Below are 23631 nucleotides of genomic sequence, written 5' to 3' on the forward strand. Positions count from 1 at the left end.
GCCGGAACCGCTTACACCAGGTCGCGCATCGTCGCAGCAGCGTCGTCGAGCGACTCGAGCGGGTCGTCGCCCTCGTACTCGTAGATGAGCCACTCGCCGTCGATCTCGGCGAAGGCTTCGGCGGCCGCGTCGATGTCGACGTCGCCATCGCCGACGGGGACCGAGTGACCGGCGTCCGCGTCGACGTCCTTGACGTGCGCGAGCGAACATCGGTCGCCGACGGCACGAAGGCGTCCTGCGGGGTCGTCGCCACCGATCAGGACGAAGCCGAGGTCGAGTTCGAGACCGAAGTCGCTCTCGTCGATGAACGTGTAGAAGCCTGGCTCCCCGTCGTAGTCGGAGTACTCCTGGTCGTGGTTGTGGTAGTGGAGCGTGTACCCTTCCTCGGCGAGGTCGTCTGCGACGGCGGAGAGTCGCTCGATGGCCTCGTCCAGGCCCTCGCGGCTCGTGAAGTACTCCTCGTCGAGCCACGGGATCACGAAGTTCTCGACGCCGAGCGTCTCGTAGAAGGCGACGGTGTCCTCGAAGTCGTCTTCGAGGTCCTCGAGGTGCACGTGGGCGCCGGCGGCCTCCAGTCCAGTCTCGTCGAGAACCGCCCGTACCTCCTCCGGATCCTCGTCGGGGACGCGATATGCGAACTCGACGCCATCGAAGCCGGCGTCGGCGACGGCCTCGAGGAGTTCGTCGAACGGCAGGTCGACGTCGCGAAGCGTGTACAACTGAATGGCAGTCTTGGCCATACCCGAGACGAATCCGCCCGTCTAAAAGGGGGTTTGCTTGCCCCTCCCGATTGCCGACTCTGCGAGCGGCGTCGGCGCCGGAAGCGACGGTCGCGGAGCTCCGGTCAGACGTCGATCGGGATGCGCCGAAATGGCGCGAATCGCGGAGCGCCGATCCGGCGTCGTTCGAGGAGTGCCGATCAAGCGTCGTTCGCAGAGCGCCGATCAGACGTCGATCGCGGTGGACTCGGAGCGCTCGGCTATCTCCTCGCGTGTCAGTTCGCGGCCGGCCTCCTGAGAGAGGTAGATGCCCTCCATCACGAGCATGGAGTTGAGCGCAATCTCGCCGGTCGGGACGACCTCCTCGGCAGCTCCGGTGATGGTGTCGATCCAGTGGTGGTACTGCCCGATGGAGCGCTCGAAGTCGTAGCCCGTGTCGCCCTCGAAGAGGGCCTGACGGCGCTCGTACTCCTCGAGGTCGAGCGAGATGGTCGCCTGGTAGTCGCCCGACGTGGTGTAGAACTCGAAGGGGTCGAACTGGACGCCACCTTTCGTGCCGGCGAGGACGTCGGAGTCGTCCGGGAGGAACATGTGCCAGGCGGCACGCAGCGAGAGGAGCGAACCGTCGGCGAGCCGCGCGAAGCCCATCCCCGAGTCCTCGACGTCGTAGCCGGATTCGGCGAGGCGTTCGATGTACTGGTCGCGATTGTCGCCGACGAGGTCCGTATCGTAGGTGTCCTCCGTGTGCTCGAACGTCGCACCGCTGACGCGCTCGACTGGCTCGTTGCCGAGCAGGTGGAGCAGTCGCCCGACGACGTACGTGCCGATGTCGATCACCGGGCCTCCGCCGGCAGACTCCTTGCGAACGAACGAGGGCGTCCCGTAGCCGTCGACGTACGGACGGCCTCGTCGGCGCGAGAAGACGCCACGTGCGAAGTACGGATCCCCAAGCTTCCCCTCGTCGCGCAGCGTCTTGGCTGCCCGCGTCTCGTCGCTGAACAACTCGTGGTTCTGGACGCCGAGGTGGACGCCCGCTTCCTCGGTCGCCTCCATCATCGCCTTCGCGTCGGTGTAGGTCGCCGCCATCGGCTTCTCACAGAAGACGTGGCAGCCGGCGTCCGCCGCGTCGACGGTGACGGGGCGATGGAGGTTGTTGTGAACGCAGACGTCGATGGCGTCGAGGTCCGCGTCGTCGAGCATGTCGCGATAGTCGCCGTAGGCCGTGCCACCGACGGCCCCCGCGAGCGCCTCCGCGGCCTGCTCGTCGATGTCCGCGACGGCGACGACCTCCGCGCCGTCGACGTCCGCGTACTCGCCTGCGTGCGTCTCTCCACGATTCCCTGCGCCGACGATGCCGATGTCGATCGTCATAGTCGAAGGGCGTCGACACACGGAAATGAATCCTCGGCTGTCGGAAGGTGGGGCGGCCAGCGGCCATCGCCGCCGTGGCCGCCAGCCTTAGGACTGCAGCCTCGAAGGACGCGAGCATGAGCACCGACGACGGCGCCGAGCACGTCCGACTCTTGACGAGAGCCGACGACGGGGGGACGGCCGAGAGCGCGAACGACGCGATCCGTGAGAGCTACGAGGAGGGAATCCTGCAGAACGTCAGCGTCATGGCCCCCACACCGGCACTCGAGCACGCTGCGGATCGCCTCGCTGGCGTCGAAGGACTCTGCGTCGGCGTCCACGTCACGCTCTCGTCGGAGTGGGTCGATCCGACCTGGGGTCCAGTGCTCGGCGCAGAGGAAGTGCCGTCGCTCGTCACCGACGGCGGGCGATTCTATCGCTCCCCAGAGGCACTCTTCGAGACCGACCCCGATCGCGAGGAGGTCCTCGCCGAGGTCTCCGCCCAGGTCGACCGGATCCGCGACGTCGGCTTCGACCCCGACTACGCGGACACCCACATGCTCATCGAGCCTGCATCGGAGTGGTTCGCAGACGCGTTCGACGACCTCTGTGAGCGCGAGGACCTGATCAACTGGTGGGGCGTGTCGCCGCTGCCAGGCTCGGAGGGCATCGGCTCCGGACCGGAGTGGCTGCTCGATCACCTCGACGGCGTGGATCCGGGGACCTACCTCGTCGTGGGGCACCCGGCCTACGACGACGATGAGATGGCGGAGTTCTGGCTTCCCGACGGCGAACCCGGGCGGATCGCAACGGAACGCGACGCGCAGCGCCGGATGTTCACCGACGACCGCGTCCTCGAGTACGTCGAGGAGCACGGCGTCGAACCGATCAGGTACGACGAACGCTGATCGAACGACCACGTTCGCGACCGACCACTCGTCGCAGTTCCCGGCCGCCACAGCATACCGCGATCCGAGGAACTATGCGCGAACGTGTGCCAATCAACAGCTATGACAGCATCATTCGGCATCGGCGTCGTCAGTTGCGGCTTCATCACCCGCGAGATGCACCTCCCGAGCGTCGAGTACCTCCCGGACGTCCACGTCGGCGGGATCCAGAATCGCACGAAGGAACACGCCGAGGACGTTGCCGAAACCTGTCGCGAGGAGGGCTGGGGCGATCCGTCGGTCTACGGCGAGGATCGCGTCGCCGCGCTCGTCGAGGATCCCGACGTGGACGGCCTCTGGGTCACGAGCCCGAACTTCACCCGCGTCGACGTGATCGACGCGGCCGTCGACGCCGTGGAGGACGGCGCCGACCTGCAGGGCATCGCGATGGAGAAGCCGGTCGCGCGGAACATGGAGGAAGCCAACCACATCGCGGATCGGATCCGCTCGGCCGGTATCCCGAACGCCTACCTCGAGAACTGGCCCTTCGAACCCGACATCGCGAAGCTCCGCGACCTGCTCTGGGAGCGCGGCGGCGAGGCCGGTCGCCCCTACATCGCCCGATCGCAAGCCGAGCACGGCGGCCCACACTCCGCGTGGTTCTGGGACGGCGAACTCCAGGGCGGCGGCGCGCTCACGGACATGCTCTGTCACGCACTGGCGGGCAACCACGTCCTGCTCGCCGATCCGGAGACCGAGGACGGCGGCCTCGAACCCGTCTCGGTCTCCGCGGACACGGAGACCCTGAAGTGGGGCCGCGAGGACTACGCAGAGGCACTCCGCGAGGAGCACGGCGTCGACTGGGCGGAGAACCCGTCCGACGACTACGCCCGCGCCACGGTGCGCTACGAGGGCGAGGACGGCGAACCGCTCGTCTCCGAAGCCACCGGCTCCTGGTGCTACGTCGGCTCTGGCGTCCGCCGATCGATCGAACTCCTCGGTCCGGAGTACTCCGGCCAGGTGCTGACCGACGACGAGTCCTCCAGCGTCTTCTTCTCCGACGACCTCGGCGAGGGCGAGGGCTGGGCGGAGAAGCAGGCAGCCACGAGCGGTCGGATGCCGATCGGTGCGGGAGCGGTATTCGACGGCGGCTACGTCGCGGAGAATCGGGACGCCGTCGACGCGTTCCGCGAGGGCGAGAACGGAACGCTGGATGTCGAGGACGGCCTGCGCGTCCTCCGGATCTGCATGGCGGCGTACAAGGCAGCGGAGCACGGCGAAGAAGTGGATGTGCGGGAGGCCGATCTGTCGACGTACACGCCGCCGCCGGCGCGGTAACGAGGTTCGACTTCTCGGTTCCCAGCGGTGAATATCCCGCTATTACTCCGCGGTAGCACAGGTTCTGGATCGCACGAAGTGCTCCCGGGTCACCCCACGTTCAGTGGGTCCCTTGTTCGGTGCAACCGGGAACTACCTTTGTATCGCTCGACTGATCCGTAGGACATGGCCCTGGAAGACTCGATCGTCGTGTTCGTCGTGAGTCTGCTCATCGGTGCGTTCGGCATCTACGTCGGCGCGGGTGCCGTCACGGATTACTCTAGCTACACGTACGCCATCGTGACGGCGCTGCTCGGTGCGATCATCTGGGGTGTGGTCGGCTTCCTGCTGGGCTGGATCCCGCTTCTCGGACCGCTCCTGGTGTTGCTCGCGTACATCTGGGTGATCAAGGCGCGGTACCCCGGCGGGTGGGGCGACGCGATACTGATCGCGTTGATCGCCTGGATCGCTGTCGTCCTGGTGCTCTACGCGGTCGCCCTCCTCGGTATCGCGAGCTACGGGGCCGTCGGCGTTCCCGGGGCCTGATTCGGCAGTTCCTGCGCGCCCGCTTCCCTGGATCCACTCACTCGTCGACGAGAGCCACGCGCTCGCCCGCCTGGGCACTCCGCTTCGCCGTCTCGACGATCCGGTGGGCTTCCCGGCAGAACTCCGGATCGCACGGTCCCTCGGGATCCTCGCCGGTTTCCAGCCGATTGACGATATAGTAAATCAAGTTCCGGAACCGATCGGGAAGCGGAGAGGGCTCGACCTCGTACCCTTCCGGTTCGTCGTCGGTCTGGACGCGAATCTCGACGCCACGCTCGACCGTGGAGATGGATCCCTCGGTGCCGACGACCACGTAGCCCTTCATCGGCTGGGGCTCGATCTCCCAGGGGTTCGTCGGCATCCGCCAGGACGTCTGGAACGCCGAGAGACCGTCCTCGAAGCGTGCGATCGTCGAGGACTGGACGTCGACGTCGAAGTCCTCGGGAACGTACTCCTCGGCACTGATCGACTCGGGGAGGTGGCCGTCGCGGAACCACGTCGAGAAGGTCGCGCCGTAGCCGAGGTAGTCCAGCATCGACCCGCCGCCTGCATCGCGGTCGTAGAACCAGCTATCGTCCGGCGGCGCGCCGGAGTTCCCGCCGTAGTACTGGACCTCGACGACGTCGCCGAGGGTGCCGTCCTGGACGAGGCGGCGGACCTCGTGCTTGACCGGGTCCCACGAGACCGGCCAGTTCAACACGAACAGGTTCCCCGTCTCGTCCATCGCGTCGATCATCCGGTCGGCGTTCTCGAGGGTGTCCGCGAGGGGCTTCTCCAGTGCGACGTGGACGTCGTGCGGTGCGACCCGCTCGACGAAGTTCGCGTGCTCCGAGTTCATCGGACAGCCCAGCACGACGTCGGGATCGGTCTCCTCGATACACCGATCGAGGTCTTCGTAGACCGCGTCTTCGGGAATATCGTGGGCCTCGACGGCGTCGTCGAGAGAGCCGGTGGAGGTCGAGGGGTCCTCGTCGCAGACGCCGACGATCTCCGCGTCGGGGTGGTCGGCGACCCAGTCGAGGTTCGTGTTCATGTGCATCTGGTCGAAGTTCGCACCGACGAAGCGGTAGGTCACGTGCGGAGCGTCAGCGTAGTGGGTGAGAAAGGTTTGGCTGGCGGAAAGGCGACCCCGGGAAGCTCCGGGGGTTGGCGGTCGTGAGGTCGTCGCCCGTGACAACGATAATGCCCGTGGCAAGCCTCTATAGAGGTACATGCCAGTTGTGACCCACGCCCGGGCGACGACACCAGCGAGCGACAGACCGGGAGGAGGGAGGGCAAGATCGTGAGCAGGGAGACGGATCGGCCGCTCTGGATCGGTCTCGTCGTGCTCGGCGTGGCACTCGCGATCAACTCCCTGCTCGGCCCGCTCGCCGCAGCCGTCGTCGAGTACCCGTTCTCGCAGTCGATGGTGAACCAGACGATCGGTCTCGACGCCGTCTCGCTCGCGGTCGTCGCCCCGTGGAGTCTGCTCGCTGCCGAAGCGGTCCGGCGGAAGCACCACGCGGGCCCGATCCTCGCCATTCCGCCGGCAGCGTACAGCGCTTACATGTTCAGCCAGTACGTCCTCGGGCCGACCTACCTCGAGTACCCCGCAGTGATGCCGTTACACCTCGGAATATTCGTGCTCGGCTGGGTGCTCGTCGTCCTGGCGTGGGTTCGTATCGACGTATCGGACCTGCCAACGGTCGGGGAGCGACGCTGGCGCATCTACGCCGGTGGGGTCGGCTTCTTCGCCTTCTTCACGTTCGCCCGGTACGTGCCCTCCTTCGTGGGAATGGCCAGCGGGGAGCCAATCTCCGAGGAGTTCGCGCAGGATCCGACGATGTTCTGGACGATCTTCCTGCTCGACGTCGGGGTCGTCGTTCCAGCGACGATCGGCGCCAGCGTCGGTGCGTACCGCGGCCGAGCGTGGGGGCGGAAGGCGCTCTACCCGCTCGCCGGGTGGTTCGCACTGGTGCCGATCTCGGTTTCGGCGATGTCGATCGTCATGTACCTGAACGACGATCCGTACGGGTCGCTCGGCAGCGTCGCGTTCCTCACGAGCGCCGCCGTGGCCTTCACCGCGTTCGTCGTCTGGGTCCACCTCCCGCTGTTCGGCGGCGACGGCAGCCCGGACACCGGACCGGCGTCCGAGACCACCGGATAGCGCCTCCGAAAGCGGTGCAGATAGACGGCAGCAGTATCGACTGCCCGCTCCTTTCCGGGTTCGGAGCCCTTTATCCGACGGGCCTGAAAGCGCCTGCTATCTTGCGACCATGAGCAGCGGCGAAGCGACTGCCGAATCGACCAGCGAGCCCGACGCCGCGAGCGACGACGCCGGTCGAGACGCTGCCGTTCCCGAGGCCGAGCGCGAGGCGCTCGTCACGATCGCCCACGGCGCGGTCGTCACCTCCGGCGGCGTCTCCGCCCAGCGTGCGCTGGTCTCCGCGACAGAGTTCGTTCTCGCTCGCGGCCTCGGGCCGGTCGCCTACGGCGTCTACGCCTTCGCATGGCGGATCGCCGAGACGCTCGTTCGACTGGTGACGTTCGGGAGCGTCCCGGCGATCCAGCGGTACGTACCCGCCGCGGAGGATGATCCAGAGCAACGCTCGCGGACGGTCGCCCTCGCCTACCTCACGACGCTCGGGGTCGGGACGCTCATCGCCGGAAGCGTCTGGTTCCTAGCACCGTCGATCGACGCCGCGACGGTGAACGATCCGGCGTTTCCCCCGGCGATGCGCCTGTTCGCGGTACTGACCGGCCTGATCGGGCTGGTGATGATCGTCTCGGCGATCTTCCGTGCCGTCGGATCCGCACGCGGCGAAGTCCTGTTCAACAAGCTTCTCCGCCCGGCAGCACGCCTCCTCGGTGCGCTCGCCGCACTCGCACTCGGCTACTCCGTCGTGGGGATCGCGGGCGCGATGGTCGCCGCCATGACAGTACTCGTCGCCATCGGCATCCCGATATCGATACGTGTGACGGGGATCAAGCCGACGCTCCGAATCGGTCGCGAGAGTGCCGCCGCGTACTACCGCTACGCCTCGCCCGTCGCGCTCAGTAGCCTCGGGAAGATCTTCCAAAACCGGGTGGACGTGTTCCTCGTCGGTGCACTCCTCACGGCGGTCGCCGCCGGGATCTACAACGTGATTCTCGTGCTAGTCGCCGTGGCCTGGATCCCACTGTTGGCCTTCAATCAACTCCTGCCACCCGTCGCCTCCGACCTCTACGCGAAGGACGACTTCGAGACGCTCAACGCGGTGTACGGGTCGGCGACGCGACTGATCGTGACGACGGTTCTGCCGATCCTCGCCGTCCAGCTCGTCTTCGGCCGAGAGTTGCTGCGGATCTTCGGCTCGACGTACACCCGCGGGTACCTGCCGCTCGGCATCTACCTCGCCGGCGTGTTCGTCGGGAGCGCCGTCGGTGCGACTGGCTGGCTGCTGATGATGACCGACCACCAGTACGCACGGATGGCGCTGGACTGGCTCCTCGCCGTTCTCAACGTCGTCCTGACGTACGCCTTCGTCGTGACGTTCGGTCTCGAAGGAGCCGCCCTGGGGACGTCGATCGCGATCGCCGTCCAGAACTTCCTGCAGGTCCTGCTCCTCAAACGATTCGAGGGGCTCTGGCCCTGGGACGCGTCCTATCTCACGCCGCTGACCGCCGGCGGGGTGATGATCGGCGTCATGTGGGGACTCCGGCGCGCGAGCGAGGGGCCGCTGTTGATCGGAGTCGCCGTGCTCGTCGGCCTCGCGAGCTACCTCGGCACGCTCCGTCTGCTGGGCGTCGACGACAGAGATCGACTCGTCGTCCGTGAACTGACCCGCCGGTATCGAGCGGGGCTGACCGGGAGATCGCCCTTCTGATTCGCAGATTCCTGCTGCGCCCCGGAAATCGACCTGCAGTCGCCGAGTTACGAGTCCGCGTCGAGCGCATCCGCGATCGCCTCGAGTTCCGCCTTCCGGAAGCTGCTTCCGACCGCTTCGGGATCGTCCGACTCCAGTTCGCCGATCGAGGAGAGGATGCCAGCGCGCATCTGCGAGGTCGGCGGGTAGTCGTCGTGATCGATCTCGTAGTCGACGGCCTCGCAGATCGCGGCGAGTGATTCCTTGGTGAAGCCCGCGGAATCGGGCCGTTCGAATCGGTCCACGGCGAGGCGGATCTCGTTTCGGAGGTCGCCGACGGTCGGTGCCATACCGGGGCAGTGACTGCGAGGACCCTGTCAGTTTCGGTCGGTTAGCAGCCACCTGCTTCCGTGCGACGGACCCTTGATCGTGCTGGCTGTCGAAGGACGCCCATGCGCTCGTCAACGAAGGCCGCTCTCGTCGGGGGCGCCGTCTTCCTCGCCGGCTGGATCGGCTGGGGGCGGCATTCGGGCAACAACGTGGAGACCGTCCCCTACGATCGAGTGCGAACGATCGACAGCGTCGAGATCCGGCGCTACCCGCAGGTCGTGCTCGCGGAGACGACGGCGCCAAACGAGATCACGGCCTTCCGTCGGCTGTTCCGGTACATCGCCGGAGCGAACCGCGGCGACGTCGAGATCCCGATGACGGCACCGGTCGAGACACAGTCCGGGGAATCGATGTCGATGACCACGCCCGTCCGCTCCGAGTCCGACGCGGCGTCCGAGGAGGTCAGAATGGCGTTCTACCTGCCGACGGAGTACGACCACGAGACAGCACCGGAACCGACTGATCCGACCGTGGCACTGGTGACGGAGCCAGCGAAGACGGTCGCCGTGGACTCCTTCTCGTGGTACGCCCCCAAGTGGCGGATCGAGCGGCGCGAGCGTCGACTCCTCGACGCGCTCGAACGTGACGGGATCCGGCCCTTCGGCGAACCCTACCTCCTGCGGTACGACGATCCGTGGACGCCGCCGTTCATGCGACACAACGAGGTCGCGGTCGTCGTGGAAGGGGCCTGAGAGCGTGTGGTTCTGGAGGGCCCCTAGACCGGTGTCGCGTTGGGAGCGGTCGCGACGATCAGTCGTCGATACGGTGGCGGCCGGTCACTCGTCGCCGACGGCCCAGCGTGTGCCGTTCCGGAGGAGCGCCTGCACGCCGTCGTGGGTCAGCGAGGCGGTGCCGTGGCCGAGGGAGCAGTAGAAGACACGCCCGTCGCCGTAGGGCTTCGTCCACGCGACCGGCATATCGGCGTGCTCCGGGTGGTCCATCCGGGCGAGTACGCGGACGTCGTCGTCCACGTCGAGGACGTACGGCTCGTCCCACACGGAGACGTCCTCGAGCGTGGCGGTGATCGGCGAGTGATGATCGACGATGCGCACGTCCACGACGGACTGCTCGGGATGGGTTACGAAGTGACCGCCGAGCATCTCCCGGAGGTCGGGGAACGGTTCCTCGCGCGAGTCGATGAGTTCGTCCGGATCGTCCGCGACGGTGCTCGTGAGGTCCGCCGCGCAGTGGATTCCGACGTACCCGCCGCCGTCCTCGACGAAGGAGAGGAGGCCATCACGCTGTTCGTCCGATAGCGTGCTATCGGTCAGGTAGTCGACGACGGCGTCGTAGCCGGCGAGGTCGGTGAGGTCGTCCTTGTCGGTCGTCGTCGTCACGTCGATGCGGTCGTCGAACGCCGCTGTGATCGCGGTTTTGCGATCCGCCAACCGGTGGAAGGGGAAGCGGTTCCCGCCGATCAAGAGCACGGAGTGAGTCATGGGTCGAACGAACACGCGCGGTCCTGAAAGGTGCTCGGACGGCAGCAAGCGATACGCACCGCAATCACTCGATCCGATTCCCGTCCGGGAACGACGCCGGAAGCGGTTCGGGCCGACCGACGTCGGCGTCGCTGATAGCGACGTGTTCGGCGCGCTCGGAGGCCGCCCGGACGCCGGAGAGCACCGAGAGGACGTGGTTCGCGAGCCCTGCACCCGTCCGGTGCTCCCAGTCGCCGCGGATCGCCATCGCGAGGTCGGCGACGCCCGCGCCACGACCGTCGGTGTACTCGTGGGTCAGTTCGACCTCCTCGAACCCGTCGGTGTCGTGGTCGCTCACCCTGACGGGCCCTTCGAAGTGGTTGGGATCGGGCAGTGCGAGCGTGCCGTCCGTCCCGTAAATCTCGAAGGCGGGGGAGGGAAGCGTCGATCCACCGGGAACGTCGAAACTCGTCGTGAGATTCGCAATTGTGCCGTCCGCGAACTCGAGGACGCCGCTCTCGTGGGTCGGTACCTCGACGTCGATCGTCTCGCTGGCGCGCGGCTCGCTCGTGATCGTCCGCTCGTCGAACGCACGGCTCACCGAGCCCGTCACGCGCTCCACCGGGCCGAGCAGCGAGACGAGCGCTGTGACGTAGTACGGCCCCATGTCGAACAGCGGGCCACCGCCCTCGTGGTAGTAGAAGTCCGGGTTCGGGTGCCAGGACTCGTGGCCGCCGGAGGTCCAGATCGCCGTGGCACCGATCGGCTCGCCGATCCGGCCGGAATCGATCACCGAGCGGCAGGTCTGCAGGCCAGCACCGAGGAACGTGTCGGGCGCGGAGCCGACCAGGAGATCGGACGACTCGGCGGCGTCGACGATCCGGTCGGCGTCATCGACCGTCGCCGCGATCGGTTTCTCGACGTAGACGTGGTTGCCAGCCTCGAGGAGCCGTTCGACCGTCTCGGCGTGCGCCGCGGGCGGCGTGAGATTGACGACCGCCTCGATGGCGGGGTCCTCGCGGAGTTCCGCAGGCGTGCGGGCTTCGAGGTCGTACTCCGCGGCGGTCTCGGCGGCCACGTTCGGGTCGACGTCCGCACAGGCCACGAACTCGAAGGAATCGAAGCGATCGTCCGACGAGAGGTAGGCGTCGCTGATCGTGCCACAGCCGAGCAGGCCGACGCTGACAGGGTCCATACTGCGAGGCAACGCTGCACCGCCGGTAAGCGTTCGCGTCGCTCGCGGAAACTGCCGCTATCGCGAAAACGTGCCCAGATGCCGCTGGGCTTCGTCCGCTCCTGTGCTGCCGCTTAGTCCTGCGCTGCCTGCACTTCTTCGAGGAAGCCGTTCCACACGTCGTCGGGCTCCTCACAGGCGATGTCGGAGATGGACTTGCAGCCGTCGTAGCCCCACATCATGACGCTGTCGACGCCGGCCTCGATGGCCGTTCGGGTCGCTGTCTTGACCTCCTCCGTGGATCCGGCGGGGAGGCGGAAGCCCTGGATCCAGATCTGGCTGCGGAGGTCGTACTTCTCGGCCATGTCGGCGACCTTCTCGGAGAAGTAGCCGACGAACTCCTCGGGGCCCTCCGCCTCGGGGAAGATGGCCCAGTAGGGGTCCGTGACGAGCACGTCGAGGTACTCGTTTGCGGCCAGCTGGTCCCAGTCGCTGAGGCCGTGCTCCTCGTCTTCGCTCGGGAGGAGACAGACGGCGTTCTCACAGCCGTTCTCGCGGGTGAGCTGCATCATCTCGTCGAGGAAGGCAGTGAGCTGGTCGGCCTTGAACTCGCGGACCTGCTCGGTCTGCTCCTCGGGCATCGGCTCGCCGTACTCGTCCTCGTACCGCGCCTGGCAGTGCTCGCAGCGACAGCCCCACTCGTCGTCTTCGAACTCCTCCTCGAACCACTCGGGGATGAACCAGTGTGGCTCGTCCCAGAAGAGGACGTCCGCGCCGAGGCCTGCAGCGGCCTCCGTCCACTCGCGCATGTACTCCCGGAACTCGGGAGCGTTGAAACAGGCGGTGGCCACGTTGTTCCCCTCCGAGGTCACCTGCTGGCACTCGGGGTGCTCGCCGATGAACTGCGAGAGCGCCTCGCCGCCGAAGACGCGGCCGACGCTCCATGGGTTGACGTAGACCTCGAAGCCGCGGTCCTTGCTCGCGGCGACGATGTCCTGCATCGTCCCCTCGTAGTAGCGGTGATCGCGCTCGCTGAAGGTGTGGAGGACGGCGTTGAGTCCCTCCTCCTGGAAGCGGTCGAGATCGGTTTCCGCGTGGGTACGATTCCTGACGCCGAAGTAACTTGCTCCGTATTCAGTTGGCATTGTTGTGGATCGTCCGATGATTGACTCGGGTACGTATCCCGAGTAACAGGCGATGCAAAAGGGTTCGGACCCCGGCGATCGTGCCGGGGATCGGAACCGCAATCGCGCGCCGGGGATCGGAACCCTCGATCTGACTGACGATTCGCGCGACCCCCTACAGGTCGTCGAACTCCACGACGACCTTGATGCGATCGTCGCCGGTCTCGAACGCCTCGTCGACGTCCTCGGGATCGAAGACGTGGGTCACGATCGCGTCCGTGAACCACTCGGGCATGCCTGCGAGCGTCTCGACGGCCGCCTCGAAGTGGGGTACGTGGGAGTTCACGCTCCCGAGCAGCGCCTTGTTCTCCAGCACGAAGTCGCGATGCAGCGCGCCGCCGTCGATCTCGAACTCCCACTCGCCGGGGATCCCGAGCAGGACGCCGACGCCGTTGGGCGCGAGGGCGTCGATCGTCTGGAACGCATGTGGGGCGTACCCCGTCGCCTCGTAGACGAAGTCCATCGGCTCCTCGGCCCCGGGGAGTTCGTCGACGGGCGTTTCGCGAGAGTCGACGTAGGTCGCGCCGAGTTCCTCGATGATATCGATCGTTGGATCGGGGCGATCCCGGCGACCGAGACAGTAGTGGCGGTCGAAGCCACGATCGTCGAGCATCGCGAGCGTGAGCAGGCCGAGCGGGCCGTTCCCGAGGACGATCGCCGACTCGGGGTCCCACTCGAACGTCGAGCGGGACGCCTCCGCGAGGTCGAAGGCCTTCTCGGAGTTGCTGATCGGCTCCACGAGGAATCCGATCTCAGCAAACTCGTCGGGAACCGGAACGAGGTAGCGTGGCTCGCTCGTGAAGTACTCCGCCATATAGCCGTGGGCACCCGCGATGCCGCGCTCGACGTACTCGCCAGCGGGCGCCATGTCGGGCTCGTTTCGCTCGAAGTACTCGTTCGGCTCAGCACCCGAACCGAAGGCGTCACCGCCCGGCGGTCGTCGGACCGTCGGAACGACGAGCTGGCCCGCCTCGAGGTCGGTGCCGTTCGGGTCCTCGACGACGCCGATCGCCTCGTGGCCGAGCACCTGGAAGTCCTCGCCCTCGGGGTAGCCGCCGTGGTTGCTCCCGATGACCTCGTGATCGGTGCCGTCGATGCCGACCCGGAGGGTCCGGATCAGCGCCTCTCCCTCGGCAGGTTCGGGCTCGTCGATTTCGACGACCGTCGGATCCGTCTCGCCGCGTCCGACCGCGATCGCGCGCATCGTCAGTTCACCGCCTCTACGTGCGACGCTGCACGATCGTACGCATTGCTGTACTGGTTCATTCGTCCCGGTATTTCCCCTGGCACGTAATAAAGTACCCTTTGTCGGGAAGCGCAACCGGTTCGACCGCAGTACTGGGGTTTCTGTCAGCTACCGTCGACCTCGCGGAGTTCGTCTTCGGGCGGTCGATGGGGTCGATCCCAGCGCCGAGTGTTTCACGAGGGACGATCGGGGTCGAATGCGACTGCAGGGACCGAACTCGACGGCAGATCGAACGCCACGGTTGTAACCGATTCACCCAACGAAACCGTTTCCTCACCGGGCACGAACGATCAGCACGATGAACGACCGCCGTCGCCAGTACGTGTTACTGGGTCTCGCGCTGGCACTGATCGTTACCGGCACCCTCGCGACCGGACTCCTCCCGTCGACGGCACCGTATCAGATCCTGGCTGGCGCGCTGATCGTGGCCGGGTTCGCCGTCGGGTACGTCGGGGTCGGTGCGATCAAGTTGCCAGAGTAAACCGGACCAATCAGACCGGTCGGGCACCGGAGCGGGTGATAGTCTGCGGCCGCTCCTACCCGCTCAGCACCGCGACGAGCACCACCGTCGCAACGAGCGTCACGAGCAGGATGCTCCGCCCGATGCCGGAGCGAAGCGGCCTGTACCGTTCCCCCGGTTCGCCGAGCGCCCGTTCGGAACCAGGCACGCGGCGCACGTACGCCTCCGGATCGCTCGCGACGGTCATCGAGGTGTCAGCGAGCCACACTGCACCGCGATCCACCACGGCGTAGAGCTCCGTGACGAGAATCACGAACCACCGCGTGCCTACGAAGCCGGCGCGGTTGTAGAGCCAGTCGACGTCTGGCACCGTGCCGATCCGGTGCAGCGGCGCCCGGAGAATCGCGAAGCCGACCAGTCCGGCAGCAGCAAGCGCCACGCCCTCGATCAGGTGGCTCGCGGTGAACACCTCGAACTCGTAGTGGCCGGACTCGAAGGTCTGCCAGCCCAGGACGTGCGAGTTCGGCAGGATCTCGAACAGGGCGGCGGGATAGATGCCGAGCAGGACGCACAGCGCCGCGACGAGGCCCATCCCGACGCTCTGACCGACGTTCGCGTCCTTTACCTCACCGTCGTAGCTTCCCTCGACGAAGGCGAAGTAGCCCAGTTTGATGAACGAGAGGAAGGTCCCGACGCCGCCGAGGAGGAGCAGGTACCACAGCGCCTCGTACTTCTCGTAGTGGTGGGCCTCCGCGATGACGATCCCCTTCGAGACGAACCCGTTGAACCCGGGGAAGCCGGCGATCGAGAGGGCTGCAACCGTGAAGGTGATCGCAGTAAAGGGCATCGTGCGGCCGAGGCCGCCGATCTCGTCGAGTGACTCCTCGCCGGTTCGGTAGATGACGACGCCGACGGCCATGAACAGCAGGCTCTTGTAGAGGATGTGGTTGAACACGTGGCCGAACGCGCCGGCGACCGCCAGACTCGTGCCGATGCCGACGCCGGCGATCATGTACCCGACCTGGGACTGGATGTGGTAGGAGAGGAGCCGCCGCATGTCCGACTGGAGCAGCGCAGCGAAGGCCCCGAAGACGGCCATCGCGCCGCCCATGTACGCGATCCAGAGGTGGCCCTCCGGGAACGCCCGGAACATCCCGTAGACGCCGGTCTTCGTCGTGAAGACGCAGAGGAACACGCTCGCCGCGACGTGCGGTCGCGGGTAGGTGTCGGGAAGCCACGCGTGGAGGCCGACGAAGCCGACGTTGACGCCGATGCCGACCGCCGCGAGGACCTGGGCCGTCGTCCCCTCCATCCCGGTGCTCGCCGAGAACAGCAGGCTCCCGACCTCGGCGTACTGCCAGACGATCGCGGCGAGCAGCAGGCTGCCGCCGATCCCGTGCAGGAGCGCGTAGCGGAACCCGGCCCGGACCGCCGCGCCGCCGTAGTGCCAGACGAGCAGCGTCGAGGTGACGGCCATCAGCTCCCAGAAGAAGATCATCGTCAGCCAGTCGCCGGCGAAGACGGTTCCGAAACTGGTGCCGACGTAGCCGAGTGCGAACGCGGTCTGAACGCGATCCGCCCCGCTGTACCAGGAGTACAGCACCGCCATCGCGCCGATGAATCCGAAGATCAGTCCCATCAGCGCGGAGAACTGGTCGACGTTGTAGAGCACCGCCGGGAAGGTCCCGAACAGGTCGACGGCGTAGTGCGTGCCCTCGGGCGCGAACCAGGAGATAGCGGCAGCGCTCGCGGTCGCGACGACACCGAGTGCGTGCCCGACATTCCGGGGAAGCCGCCACGCGAGCACTGCCGCGAGCAGGACGAGCGCCGCTGGGTGAATCACATCGAGTACCATCTACGCGAACACCCCCGCGACGATCACGTCGACGAGTTCCAGGAACTGCGCCTGGTACGGCACGACGCCGAGGACGAGCGCCCCGGCTGCGACCGCGAGGATCGGACCGAGCATCAGCCAGGTGCTCTCCGCACCGGTCCAATCGCGGCATTCCCAGCCGTCGGGGCCGGGACCCCCGTGGTGATCGTGGTCGGCCTCGTTATGGCCGTGATCGGCATCGTGGTGGCCATGGTCGGCGTCCTGGTGGCCGTGATCCGATTCGTAGTCGGCAGCGTCTGCGTCCTGATCGACGGTGTCGGAGTCCGGAGAATCGTTGCCGGACTCGCCAGCGCTGGATGCGACGGGGGCATCGATCGATTCCCCGTCCGGGGCAGCCTCGGCGCTGGTCGGCAGATGATCGCTCGGATTCTGGTCGACCGCGTACTCGCCATCCTCGAGCGGCGCGGGTTCGCCTCGGTCGTCGTCGGCAGACGACCCCGCGAGCGCGCCGCCGGACTCTTCACCGTGGTGCGCACCGGCGGGCTTGAGGAACTGAATCGTGCGAGGTCCGACGTGGCCCCCGAGCGAGCCTGAGACGAGCGGTTTCTCGTCGGCCGTGTCGTAGTCCTCGAAGAACGCGCCGTAGACGATCGGCCAGAAGTACGCGATGTTGAGGACGCCCGAGACGAGCAACGCGACGGCGAAGACCGCCTCGTTCACCTCGACCGCGCCGACGAGGATGAACCACTTGCTGACGAAGCCGGCGACCAGCGGGATGCCGGCCATCCCGGCCGCCGCGACCGCGAAGGCCGTCATCGTCAGCGGCATCCGCTTCCCGATCCCGTCCATCTCGGAGATGTAGTCCGTGTGCGTCTCGACGTGGATGATCCCCGCACAGAAGAACAGGGTGAGCTTCATGAACGCGTGAGCGGGGATGTGGAGCAGCCCACCGGTGATCGCGGTCGGTCCGAGGAGTGCGAGTCCGAGGACGATGTAGGAGAGCTGGCTGATCGTCGAGTAGGCGAGGCGTCGCTTCAGGCGATCCTGCCGGAGGGCGATGACGCTCGCCGTGAGGAGGGTAAATGCCGCGACCGCAGCGAGTGGAAGCCCAACGCCGAGATCGCCCACGAGCTCCGGGCCGAAGACGTCGAGCACGAGCCGAGCGATCCCGAAGGCGCCGGCCTTGACGACTGCGACCGCGTGCAGGAGGCCGGACACCGGCGTCGGCGCGACCATGGCGTCGGGGAGCCAGGAGTGCAGCGGCATGAGTGCGGCCTTGACGCCAAACCCGGCCGCGAGCATCGCGAAGGCGGCCTTCGCGAGCGTCGGATCGGCAGTCGCGAGCCCCTGCGCCGTGGCGCCGAACGTCGTCGTGCCCGCCAGCGCGTAGACGAGCACCGCGCCACCGAGCACCAGCACGCCGCCGCCGAAGAACGTGTATAGCAGGTACTTCCGGCCAGCCGCACGGGCCTCGTCGGTCTCGTCGTGGGCGACAAGTGGGTACGTCGCTACGGAGAGCAACTCGTAGAACACGAAGATCGTCAGGAGGTTCGCCGCGAACGCGATCCCCACAGCGGCAGCGAGGCTCGCGGCGAACGCCGCGAAGAATCGCGTCTGGTTGGATTCGTCGAGGCCACGCATGTAGCCGATCGCGTAGAATGCCGTGAAGACCCACAACAGGCTCGAGAGGGTGGCGAAGAGCATCCCGAGGGGATCTGCCTGCAGCGCGAACTCGATGCCGGGCGCGTACGCACCGGCCGACCAGCGGAACGAGTCGCCGTCGAGCGCGGCTGGCAGCATGCTCGCGACGGTCGCGAACAGGCCGATCGCTGCGGCGATGGACCACGCGTCCCGAAGGTTCCGCCGACTACTTCCGGTCGCGACGATCAAGACGATCGCGATGGTGGGAATGGCGACGGCGAGGAGCGGCCGGAGCGAGGCAGTGGTGCTCACTGGCCGAGCACCTCCGTGACGAACGGATCGATCGCGTCCGACAGCTCCGGACCTGCGAAGCCGAGCAGGACCGCCATGATCGCCGCAGCAACTGCGACGGCGACGATACCGAACGGAACGCCGTCGAGGGTCCCATCCTCCACCGCCCCGCCGTCGGCAGCGACGGCCCGACCGCCGGACTCGTCGCTGGGAGCGTCAGCGTCGACGTCGACGCCGACGTCGCCAGCCGAGGGACTGGGCGTAAAGTACAGCTGTTCGACGATTCGCGCGACGTAGGCGAGCGTGAACACCGTGGAGAGCAGGATCACGGCAGCGACGGGCCATATGCCGGCGTCGATCGCGCCTACGGCAATGTACCATTTGCCGAGGAAGCCGACCGCCGGCGGCACGCCGACGAGCGTGAAACCGAGGACGGCAAGGCTTGCGGAGAGGACGGGCGACTCGCGCCCCAGACCCGCGAGATCCCGGACTCGTCGGGCGCCGGCGTCGCGAGCGAGCCCCATCGCCGCGGCGAAAAGGCCGCCCTTGACGATCGCGTGCCCGACGAGGTGGATCACGGCACCGACGAGCGCGGCCTCGGAGGCGCTGGCACCGGCGTCTGGGTGAACCGCGATGCCGACGGCAGTGACGATCAAGCCGAACTGCGAGACGGAGGAGTAGGCGAAGACGCGCTTGACGCGGGACTGCATCACCGCGAGGGCGCTGCCGGCGACGACGCTGATCGACGCGAGCGTCACGATCGTCGTCGCGACGATTGGCGTGGCCGCGAAGAACGCTGGCGTGAACACGGTCAGCGTAATGCGGAGGAAAGCGTACGCGCCGATCGTCGAGGCGAGCGCGGAGATCAGCACCGTCACGCCGTCCGGCGCCTCCGCGTACGCGCCGGGCTGCCAGGTGTGGAGCGGAAAGATCGCCGACTTGACGAACAGGCCGGTCGCGATGAACGCGTAGCTCGCGAGGACGAGCGTGTCGGTGTACAGCGGCCCGTCGACGAACGACGGCTCACCGGCCAGCGTCGCCGAGAGGTCGGCCATGTTGAGCGTCCCGGTGGCCATCAGGAGGTAGCCCACGCCGAGCAGGTACAGGGAGGCGCCCGTGGTCCCGACGATCAGGTACTTGAGCGACGCGACGGCTGCCGGAGCGCTCCTGTCCGACGCTACGAGCGTGTACGTCGCGATCCCCGTGATCTCGAGGAACACGAAGAGGTTGAACACGTCACCGGTCAGCACGACGCCCATCAGCCCGGCGATGAGCAGGAGGTACGCGGCGTAGAACGGGGTGCCGCGGGGCCCAGCCCGGCGGGTAACCGCGAGGACGGCGAGGGCGACGACCGCGATCAGCCCGACCATCACGCCGGTCAGGGCGTCGGCGACGAGTTCGATCCCCACCGCGAAGTTCTCGGGACCTGGTCGGCCGTAGGCACCGAGTTCGTGGACGATTCGACCCTGCTCGCCGTAGACGGCGTTCGCGAGCCACGCTGCGAGGCCGGCCTCACCGAGCATCGCGAGCAGCGCCATCGACCACCCGGCGGTCGGCCAGCGAAGGCCGACGACGAGGGTGAGGGCCGCGGCGACGATCGGCAGGGCGATCAATAGCACGGGCGCGAGCGTCACGTCACTCATCGTGGCGCACCTCCTGGAGGACGTCTTCCTCGAGCGTCCCGTACTCGGTGTAGATCCGGACGAGGAGCGCGAGGGCGACCGCGGTCAGCGCGATCCCGACGACGATCGCAGTCAGGACGATGACGTGGGGCAACGGGCTGACGTACGTCGCCTCGCTGCCCTTCTCGACGATGGGCGCCTGCCCGCCAGCGACGTAAGCACTGGCGATGAAGAAGAGGAAGAGCGCGGTCTGGAACAGGTTCAATCCGATCACCTTCTTGACGAGGTTGCGACTGGAAACCATCATGTACAGGCCGATGCCGAGCAGCAGCGCGAACAGCACGTACGCGTAGCGGTTGGCGAGGACCTCGAGCAGGAGCGGGACGTGGGGAATCGTCTCGAGCGTCACGACTGCTCACCTCCGGTAGCCGCGTCTCGATCGGAGCCGTCCCCGGCGGCAGTGGCACCAGCCTCGCCGCCTCCCGCGCCAGGGGTCGTCTCGGTGCCGGGTGGTCCCTCCGGTCCCGCGGGATGCCAGGCGTCGACGTCGCCCGTGAATCCCGCGGCGATCGCGAAGAACAGGCCGATCACGATCGCCGCGACGATCGGCGCGATGCCGACGATCTCCACGCCTTCGAGCGCGTACTTCTTCCCGTGGTAGAGGCCGAACTCCTCGTCGAACACGGCGTGCTCGAGGAAGCGCCCATCGACCAGGAGCGGAACGAGTCCGATCAGTGCGAAGGCGAGCACGCCGCCGCTGGCGAGTCCGACCACCACGCGATTCGAGAGCCAGTCGCGGGTCGGTTCGATCCCGAACGCGAACGCGATCATCAACACGGTCGTGCCGATCACGGCGCCGCCCTGGAACCCGCCGCCGGGCGAGCCACCGCCGTGGAAGGTCAGGAACAGGCCGTAGGTGAAGGCGAACGGCGCGACGACGCGCACCGTCGTCATGATCACCTGGCTCTCGACGTACGTGTCGTCGGCCCCCATCGCTCTCCCGGCGGCTCGATTCGTCGAGGATTGACTGGCCTCACCGGTCTCGGCCCCGTTCCCGTCTGCGCCACGATCGTTACTCACGAGTGAACACCTCCGAGTGAAGTACGACCAGCGACGCGACGCCGGCGGCGAAGACCACGACCGCCTCGCCGAATGTGTCGAAGCCCCGGTAGCCCGCGAGGACGGCCGTCACGACGTTCTCGACGCCGGTGTCGTGGTAAGCCTCCTCGAGGTAGTACTGGGAGACCTCGGGGTTCGACCAGATCGGCGCGTCGGTGGCGCCGATCGCCGGGAACGATGTGACGGTCACCAGGATCGCTCCCGTGAACGTGCCGACGATGAGCAGCCCCGGAAGGTGGACCTCTTCGAGGAGTTTCTCGCGACCTGGCCGGACGGTCTTCGCGATCGTGAGCAGGAGGAGCAGCGTCGTCACGCCCGCACCGATCGCGGCTTCCGTCATCGCCACGTCGGGCGCCAGCAGGACGGCGTAGTAGATCGCCATCCCGAGACTGTAGGCGGCGAAGACGATGATCGCCGCGAGTACGTCCTTGAACGCCGCCGTCGCGAGCGCGGTCCCGAGGACGAATCCAAACAGTGCGAGTTCGAGGGCACCGGGCGTCACGCGCGGTCACCCCCTTCCTCGATCGTCGACCGATCGCCGTCGGTGGACGGCGGGGCCGTGGCACCGTCGGCACCGTCGCCCGTCGTCCACGGCTCGATCCCCTCTTCGTGGGCGGCACGAGCGATCGCGTGGGCCGCCGTTGGGTTGGTCACGAAGATGAAAAACAGCAAGAGGACGGTCTTGATCGCCGTCGCGTCGACGCCGATCGCGAGCGCGACCCCGGCGAGTGCGAAGCCAGCACCCAGGGTGTCCGCCTGCGAGGCGGTGTGCGCACGGGAGTAGACGTCGGGCAATCGTAGGACGCCAACGGTGGAGACGACCGTGAAGAACAGGCCCACGAGCACCAGGGCGACGATCGCGATGGCGCGGAGTTCCTCCATCAGATGACACCCCCGCGATCGACGGTGAACTTCGAGATGGCTACCGCCGTCAGGAAGTTCAACAGCGCGTAGATGAGTGCGATGTCGAGCAGCGACTCCTCGTCGAGGCCGACGGAGAGCAGCGCGAGCACGACCACCGTGCTCGTTCCGATGACGTTCACCGCGAGCACCCGGTCCTGCATGGTCTCGCCGCGAACCACCCGGTAGAGCAGCAAAATCGCCATCCCGACGAACAGTGCAGCGGCCGCGACGAACACGTCCGAGACGAACGCGTCGAGGTCGCCGTCGAGGAGGAGTAGCAGGACCGGTCGGACCCCCTGGATCACTGCTGGTCACCTCCCGAACCGTCCTGGCCATCGACGCGACTGGCGTCGGTCGAGGGGGCTGGGCCCGTGACGACCTCTGCAGCGTCCCGATCCCGGAGGCTATCGATGCGCATCGCGCGACGGCCGTAGAAGACGAACCGGATCGCTCGCTCGAGCGAGCCGTCGAAGAGGTCCTCGCGAGCGCCGGGGATCAACGTGTGCACGAGCAGTTCGCGGCCCTGCACGCGGACGGTCAGCGTTCCCGGCGTGAGCGTGATCGAGTTCGCGAGCGAGGTGATCGGGAGCGCACCGTACACAGCAGGGCGGATTCGGGTCATCTGCGGATCGATGACTCTGCGCGGATCGAGAATGACCGCGGCGACGGCGACGTTGGCGACCAGGATCTCCCAGAACAGGTAGGGGAGGTAGAGGATCCCCCGGGCGACGCGGAGTGGCGTATCGGTGAGCGTGGGATCGCGCCCGAAGGAGATCCTGGAGAGCGATCCGGCGACGACGATTGCCGTGATCCCGCCGGTGACGAGGTCGAACGCAGAGAAGGCGCCGGCGAGTACCTGGTAGAAGAGAAAGGATAGCCCGAGGAGGGTGCCGATCCGACGGGCGCTCGACCGACCGACGAGCGGTGCACGGCGGACCTGTTGTTGGACGGGTGCCTCCTCGATCGTCAACGTGGAGTCCCGAGAGAGTTCGTAGGTGAGCGGCCGCAAGAGTGGCGCGCCGACGCCCGGATCGTACTCCGGATCCAGGACGATTCGCTCGACGCCGCGCTCTCGCGCAGCGTCGATGAGTGCGGCAGCGACGTCGGCCGGGCTGAACAGGTATCGATCGCTGCCGACGTGTCCAGTGTGAACGTCGAGGTACTCCTCTCCACCGGCGTCCTCTTCGGCCCAGACCCGGACCCGATCGAGCAACTCGTCGGCGTCGTCGAGTGCTGGCGTTTCGTCGTCGGGGTCGAATTCGTCGGGGGCGTGTACGTAGACGAAGTGAATGGCCGGCGGCGGAGACGCCGGCGCTGGCGGCGTCTCGGCGTCGGGAGCGTCCGACGGCCGTGAATCCGCCTGTGGGCCGGAATCTTCGTCGCTGGACGAACCCCCTGCTGCCGATTCCACTCGCTCGAGGGTCGAATCGACGACGTACTCGACGGTCTCCCGAAGCGTCGCCGACGGGGCGACCGGGACGAGCACGTCCACAGCGGCTCCTGGGGCGTCGTGGTCGCGGCCGCCGGAGTGCTCGGACATGTGGCTCGTTGGCCTCGTTGGTGCGCCCTTCAAGTGATCCGCCGAAAACCGTTTCGTTCTCCCCCGGCCGTCTCCGGATTCGCGGAGAATCGATTGAACGAACGTCCACCCATGTGACGGCGGTTCGAGGCTAGACGCTTGGGGAACGAGATCGCGGACCCCAGCG

The 23631-nt window shown here is 67.2% G+C and carries 24 protein-coding genes; 7 read left to right on the forward strand and 17 right to left on the reverse strand.

Features of this window, described 5'->3' with window-relative positions; all coding sequences use genetic code 11:
* Positions 1-11: 11 nt before the first annotated feature.
* Together L593_RS00605 and L593_RS00610 are read right to left on the reverse strand one after the other, a co-directional pair.
* A complete protein-coding gene (locus tag L593_RS00605; protein WP_020444970.1) occupies positions 12-740 on the reverse strand; it encodes a sugar phosphate isomerase/epimerase in 729 nt (242 codons plus the stop codon).
* 204 nt (positions 741-944) lie between these two features.
* Positions 945-2090, reverse strand: a complete 1146-nt coding sequence (locus tag L593_RS00610) for a Gfo/Idh/MocA family protein (protein WP_020444971.1) — start codon at positions 2088-2090, stop codon at positions 945-947.
* A 116-nt stretch (positions 2091-2206) separates the two neighbouring features.
* Here L593_RS00610 and L593_RS00615 point away from each other — a divergent pair, with 116 nt between their 5' ends.
* From L593_RS00615 to L593_RS00625, 3 genes are all read left to right on the forward strand, one after another.
* Positions 2207-2977: a carbohydrate deacetylase gene (locus L593_RS00615; protein WP_020444972.1), complete on the forward strand. Its 771-nt coding sequence runs from the start codon at positions 2207-2209 to the stop codon at positions 2975-2977.
* 102 nt (positions 2978-3079) lie between these two features.
* On the forward strand, positions 3080-4294 hold the full coding sequence (locus L593_RS00620) for a Gfo/Idh/MocA family protein (protein ID WP_020444973.1): 1215 nt from the start codon (positions 3080-3082) through the stop codon (positions 4292-4294).
* A 171-nt stretch (positions 4295-4465) separates the two neighbouring features.
* On the forward strand, positions 4466-4819 hold the full coding sequence (locus tag L593_RS00625; RefSeq protein ID WP_049894229.1) for a hypothetical protein: 354 nt from the start codon (positions 4466-4468) through the stop codon (positions 4817-4819).
* Between the two features lie 37 nt (positions 4820-4856).
* Here the strand turns inward: L593_RS00625 and L593_RS00630 are convergent, their stop codons facing one another.
* Positions 4857-5894 carry a Gfo/Idh/MocA family protein gene (locus tag L593_RS00630; protein WP_020444975.1) on the reverse strand — a complete coding sequence of 346 codons (1038 nt, stop codon included), beginning with the start codon at positions 5892-5894 and terminating at the stop codon, positions 4857-4859.
* Between the two features lie 207 nt (positions 5895-6101).
* Here L593_RS00630 and L593_RS00635 point away from each other — a divergent pair, with 207 nt between their 5' ends.
* The gene (locus tag L593_RS00635; RefSeq protein WP_020444976.1) at positions 6102-6965 is read left to right on the forward strand and encodes a hypothetical protein; all 864 of its coding nucleotides are present in this window, start codon (positions 6102-6104) and stop codon (positions 6963-6965) included.
* 109 nt (positions 6966-7074) lie between these two features.
* Positions 7075-8664 carry a lipopolysaccharide biosynthesis protein gene (locus L593_RS00640; RefSeq protein ID WP_020444977.1) on the forward strand — a complete coding sequence of 530 codons (1590 nt, stop codon included), beginning with the start codon at positions 7075-7077 and terminating at the stop codon, positions 8662-8664.
* A gap of 47 nt (positions 8665-8711) precedes the next feature.
* On the opposite strand, the gene L593_RS00645 is transcribed toward L593_RS00640, so the two are convergent.
* Positions 8712-8993 (reverse strand): hypothetical protein, encoded by a 282-nt coding sequence (locus L593_RS00645; protein ID WP_020444978.1) that lies wholly within the window; start codon positions 8991-8993, stop codon positions 8712-8714.
* 102 nt (positions 8994-9095) lie between these two features.
* Between L593_RS00645 and L593_RS00650 the strand changes: the two genes are divergently transcribed.
* Positions 9096-9725, forward strand: a complete 630-nt coding sequence (locus L593_RS00650; protein WP_020444979.1) for a heme-binding protein — start codon at positions 9096-9098, stop codon at positions 9723-9725.
* 84 nt (positions 9726-9809) lie between these two features.
* On the opposite strand, the gene L593_RS00655 is transcribed toward L593_RS00650, so the two are convergent.
* The 4 genes from L593_RS00655 to L593_RS00670 all read right to left on the reverse strand — a co-directional run bounded on the left by L593_RS00655 (position 9810) and on the right by L593_RS00670 (position 14013).
* Positions 9810-10472 (reverse strand): ThuA domain-containing protein, encoded by a 663-nt coding sequence (locus L593_RS00655; protein ID WP_020444980.1) that lies wholly within the window; start codon positions 10470-10472, stop codon positions 9810-9812.
* Between the two features lie 64 nt (positions 10473-10536).
* On the reverse strand, positions 10537-11646 hold the full coding sequence (locus L593_RS00660; RefSeq protein ID WP_020444981.1) for a Gfo/Idh/MocA family protein: 1110 nt from the start codon (positions 11644-11646) through the stop codon (positions 10537-10539).
* 113 nt (positions 11647-11759) lie between these two features.
* A complete protein-coding gene (locus L593_RS00665) occupies positions 11760-12770 on the reverse strand; it encodes a hypothetical protein (RefSeq protein WP_020444982.1) in 1011 nt (336 codons plus the stop codon).
* 154 nt (positions 12771-12924) lie between these two features.
* Complete coding sequence (locus L593_RS00670; protein ID WP_020444983.1) at positions 12925-14013, reverse strand: glucose 1-dehydrogenase; 1089 nt, start codon at positions 14011-14013, stop codon at positions 12925-12927.
* A gap of 340 nt (positions 14014-14353) precedes the next feature.
* Here L593_RS00670 and L593_RS00675 point away from each other — a divergent pair, with 340 nt between their 5' ends.
* Positions 14354-14536, forward strand: coding sequence for a hypothetical protein (locus L593_RS00675; RefSeq protein ID WP_020444984.1), 183 nt, complete (start codon positions 14354-14356; stop codon positions 14534-14536).
* 55 nt (positions 14537-14591) lie between these two features.
* Here the strand turns inward: L593_RS00675 and L593_RS00680 are convergent, their stop codons facing one another.
* The 9 genes from L593_RS00680 to L593_RS00720 all read right to left on the reverse strand — a co-directional run bounded on the left by L593_RS00680 (position 14592) and on the right by L593_RS00720 (position 23465).
* On the reverse strand, positions 14592-16370 hold the full coding sequence (locus L593_RS00680) for a Na(+)/H(+) antiporter subunit D (protein ID WP_020444985.1): 1779 nt from the start codon (positions 16368-16370) through the stop codon (positions 14592-14594).
* Positions 16371-18302: a proton-conducting transporter membrane subunit gene (locus L593_RS00685; protein ID WP_020444986.1), complete on the reverse strand. Its 1932-nt coding sequence runs from the start codon at positions 18300-18302 to the stop codon at positions 16371-16373.
* On the reverse strand, positions 18299-19924 hold the full coding sequence (locus L593_RS00690; protein WP_020444987.1) for a proton-conducting transporter membrane subunit: 1626 nt from the start codon (positions 19922-19924) through the stop codon (positions 18299-18301). The genes L593_RS00685 and L593_RS00690 overlap by 4 nt, the downstream gene beginning before the upstream one ends.
* Positions 19917-20279, reverse strand: coding sequence for a cation:proton antiporter subunit C (locus tag L593_RS00695; protein WP_049894230.1), 363 nt, complete (start codon positions 20277-20279; stop codon positions 19917-19919). Before L593_RS00695 ends, L593_RS00690 begins: the two co-directional genes overlap by 8 nt.
* Positions 20280-20308: 29 nt before the next feature.
* Entirely contained in the window at positions 20309-20983 is a 675-nt protein-coding gene (locus tag L593_RS00700; RefSeq protein WP_255347055.1) for an MnhB domain-containing protein, read from the reverse strand.
* Positions 20976-21524, reverse strand: coding sequence for a DUF4040 domain-containing protein (locus L593_RS00705; protein ID WP_020444990.1), 549 nt, complete (start codon positions 21522-21524; stop codon positions 20976-20978). Before L593_RS00705 ends, L593_RS00700 begins: the two co-directional genes overlap by 8 nt.
* Positions 21521-21904: a monovalent cation/H(+) antiporter subunit G gene (gene mnhG / locus L593_RS00710; RefSeq protein WP_020444991.1), complete on the reverse strand. Its 384-nt coding sequence runs from the start codon at positions 21902-21904 to the stop codon at positions 21521-21523. The genes L593_RS00705 and mnhG overlap by 4 nt, the downstream gene beginning before the upstream one ends.
* Positions 21904-22128: a monovalent cation/H+ antiporter complex subunit F gene (locus L593_RS00715; protein ID WP_081638726.1), complete on the reverse strand. Its 225-nt coding sequence runs from the start codon at positions 22126-22128 to the stop codon at positions 21904-21906. Before L593_RS00715 ends, mnhG begins: the two co-directional genes overlap by 1 nt.
* Positions 22129-22226: 98 nt before the next feature.
* Positions 22227-23465 carry a monovalent cation/H+ antiporter subunit E gene (locus L593_RS00720; protein WP_020444993.1) on the reverse strand — a complete coding sequence of 413 codons (1239 nt, stop codon included), beginning with the start codon at positions 23463-23465 and terminating at the stop codon, positions 22227-22229.
* Positions 23466-23631 lie beyond the last annotated feature (166 nt).

The organism is Salinarchaeum sp. Harcht-Bsk1, assembly GCF_000403645.1.
Classification (GTDB): domain Archaea; phylum Halobacteriota; class Halobacteria; order Halobacteriales; family Salinarchaeaceae; genus Salinarchaeum.

Excerpts from the sequence above, each read along its gene's own strand:
- mnhG (WP_020444991.1), bottom strand. The coding sequence starts at position 21,904 with ATGGAGGAACTCCGCGCCATCGCGATCGTCGCCCTGGTGCTCGTGGGC.
- L593_RS00655 (WP_020444980.1), bottom strand. The coding sequence starts at position 10,472 with ATGACTCACTCCGTGCTCTTGATCGGCGGGAACCGCTTCCCCTTCCAC.
- L593_RS00670 (WP_020444983.1), bottom strand. The coding sequence starts at position 14,013 with ATGCGCGCGATCGCGGTCGGACGCGGCGAGACGGATCCGACGGTCGTC.
- L593_RS00620 (WP_020444973.1), top strand. The coding sequence starts at position 3,080 with ATGACAGCATCATTCGGCATCGGCGTCGTCAGTTGCGGCTTCATCACC.
- L593_RS00680 (WP_020444985.1), bottom strand. The coding sequence starts at position 16,370 with ATGGTACTCGATGTGATTCACCCAGCGGCGCTCGTCCTGCTCGCGGCA.
- L593_RS00675 (WP_020444984.1), top strand. The coding sequence starts at position 14,354 with ATGAACGACCGCCGTCGCCAGTACGTGTTACTGGGTCTCGCGCTGGCA.
- L593_RS00660 (WP_020444981.1), bottom strand. The coding sequence starts at position 11,646 with ATGGACCCTGTCAGCGTCGGCCTGCTCGGCTGTGGCACGATCAGCGAC.
- L593_RS00650 (WP_020444979.1), top strand. The coding sequence starts at position 9,096 with ATGCGCTCGTCAACGAAGGCCGCTCTCGTCGGGGGCGCCGTCTTCCTC.
- L593_RS00690 (WP_020444987.1), bottom strand. The coding sequence starts at position 19,924 with ATGAGTGACGTGACGCTCGCGCCCGTGCTATTGATCGCCCTGCCGATC.
- L593_RS00610 (WP_020444971.1), bottom strand. The coding sequence starts at position 2,090 with ATGACGATCGACATCGGCATCGTCGGCGCAGGGAATCGTGGAGAGACG.
- L593_RS00645 (WP_020444978.1), bottom strand. The coding sequence starts at position 8,993 with ATGGCACCGACCGTCGGCGACCTCCGAAACGAGATCCGCCTCGCCGTG.
- L593_RS00715 (WP_081638726.1), bottom strand. The coding sequence starts at position 22,128 with ATGGCGATTTTGCTGCTCTACCGGGTGGTTCGCGGCGAGACCATGCAG.
- L593_RS00615 (WP_020444972.1), top strand. The coding sequence starts at position 2,207 with ATGAGCACCGACGACGGCGCCGAGCACGTCCGACTCTTGACGAGAGCC.
- L593_RS00720 (WP_020444993.1), bottom strand. The coding sequence starts at position 23,465 with ATGTCCGAGCACTCCGGCGGCCGCGACCACGACGCCCCAGGAGCCGCT.
- L593_RS00640 (WP_020444977.1), top strand. The coding sequence starts at position 7,075 with ATGAGCAGCGGCGAAGCGACTGCCGAATCGACCAGCGAGCCCGACGCC.
- L593_RS00665 (WP_020444982.1), bottom strand. The coding sequence starts at position 12,770 with ATGCCAACTGAATACGGAGCAAGTTACTTCGGCGTCAGGAATCGTACC.
- L593_RS00605 (WP_020444970.1), bottom strand. The coding sequence starts at position 740 with ATGGCCAAGACTGCCATTCAGTTGTACACGCTTCGCGACGTCGACCTG.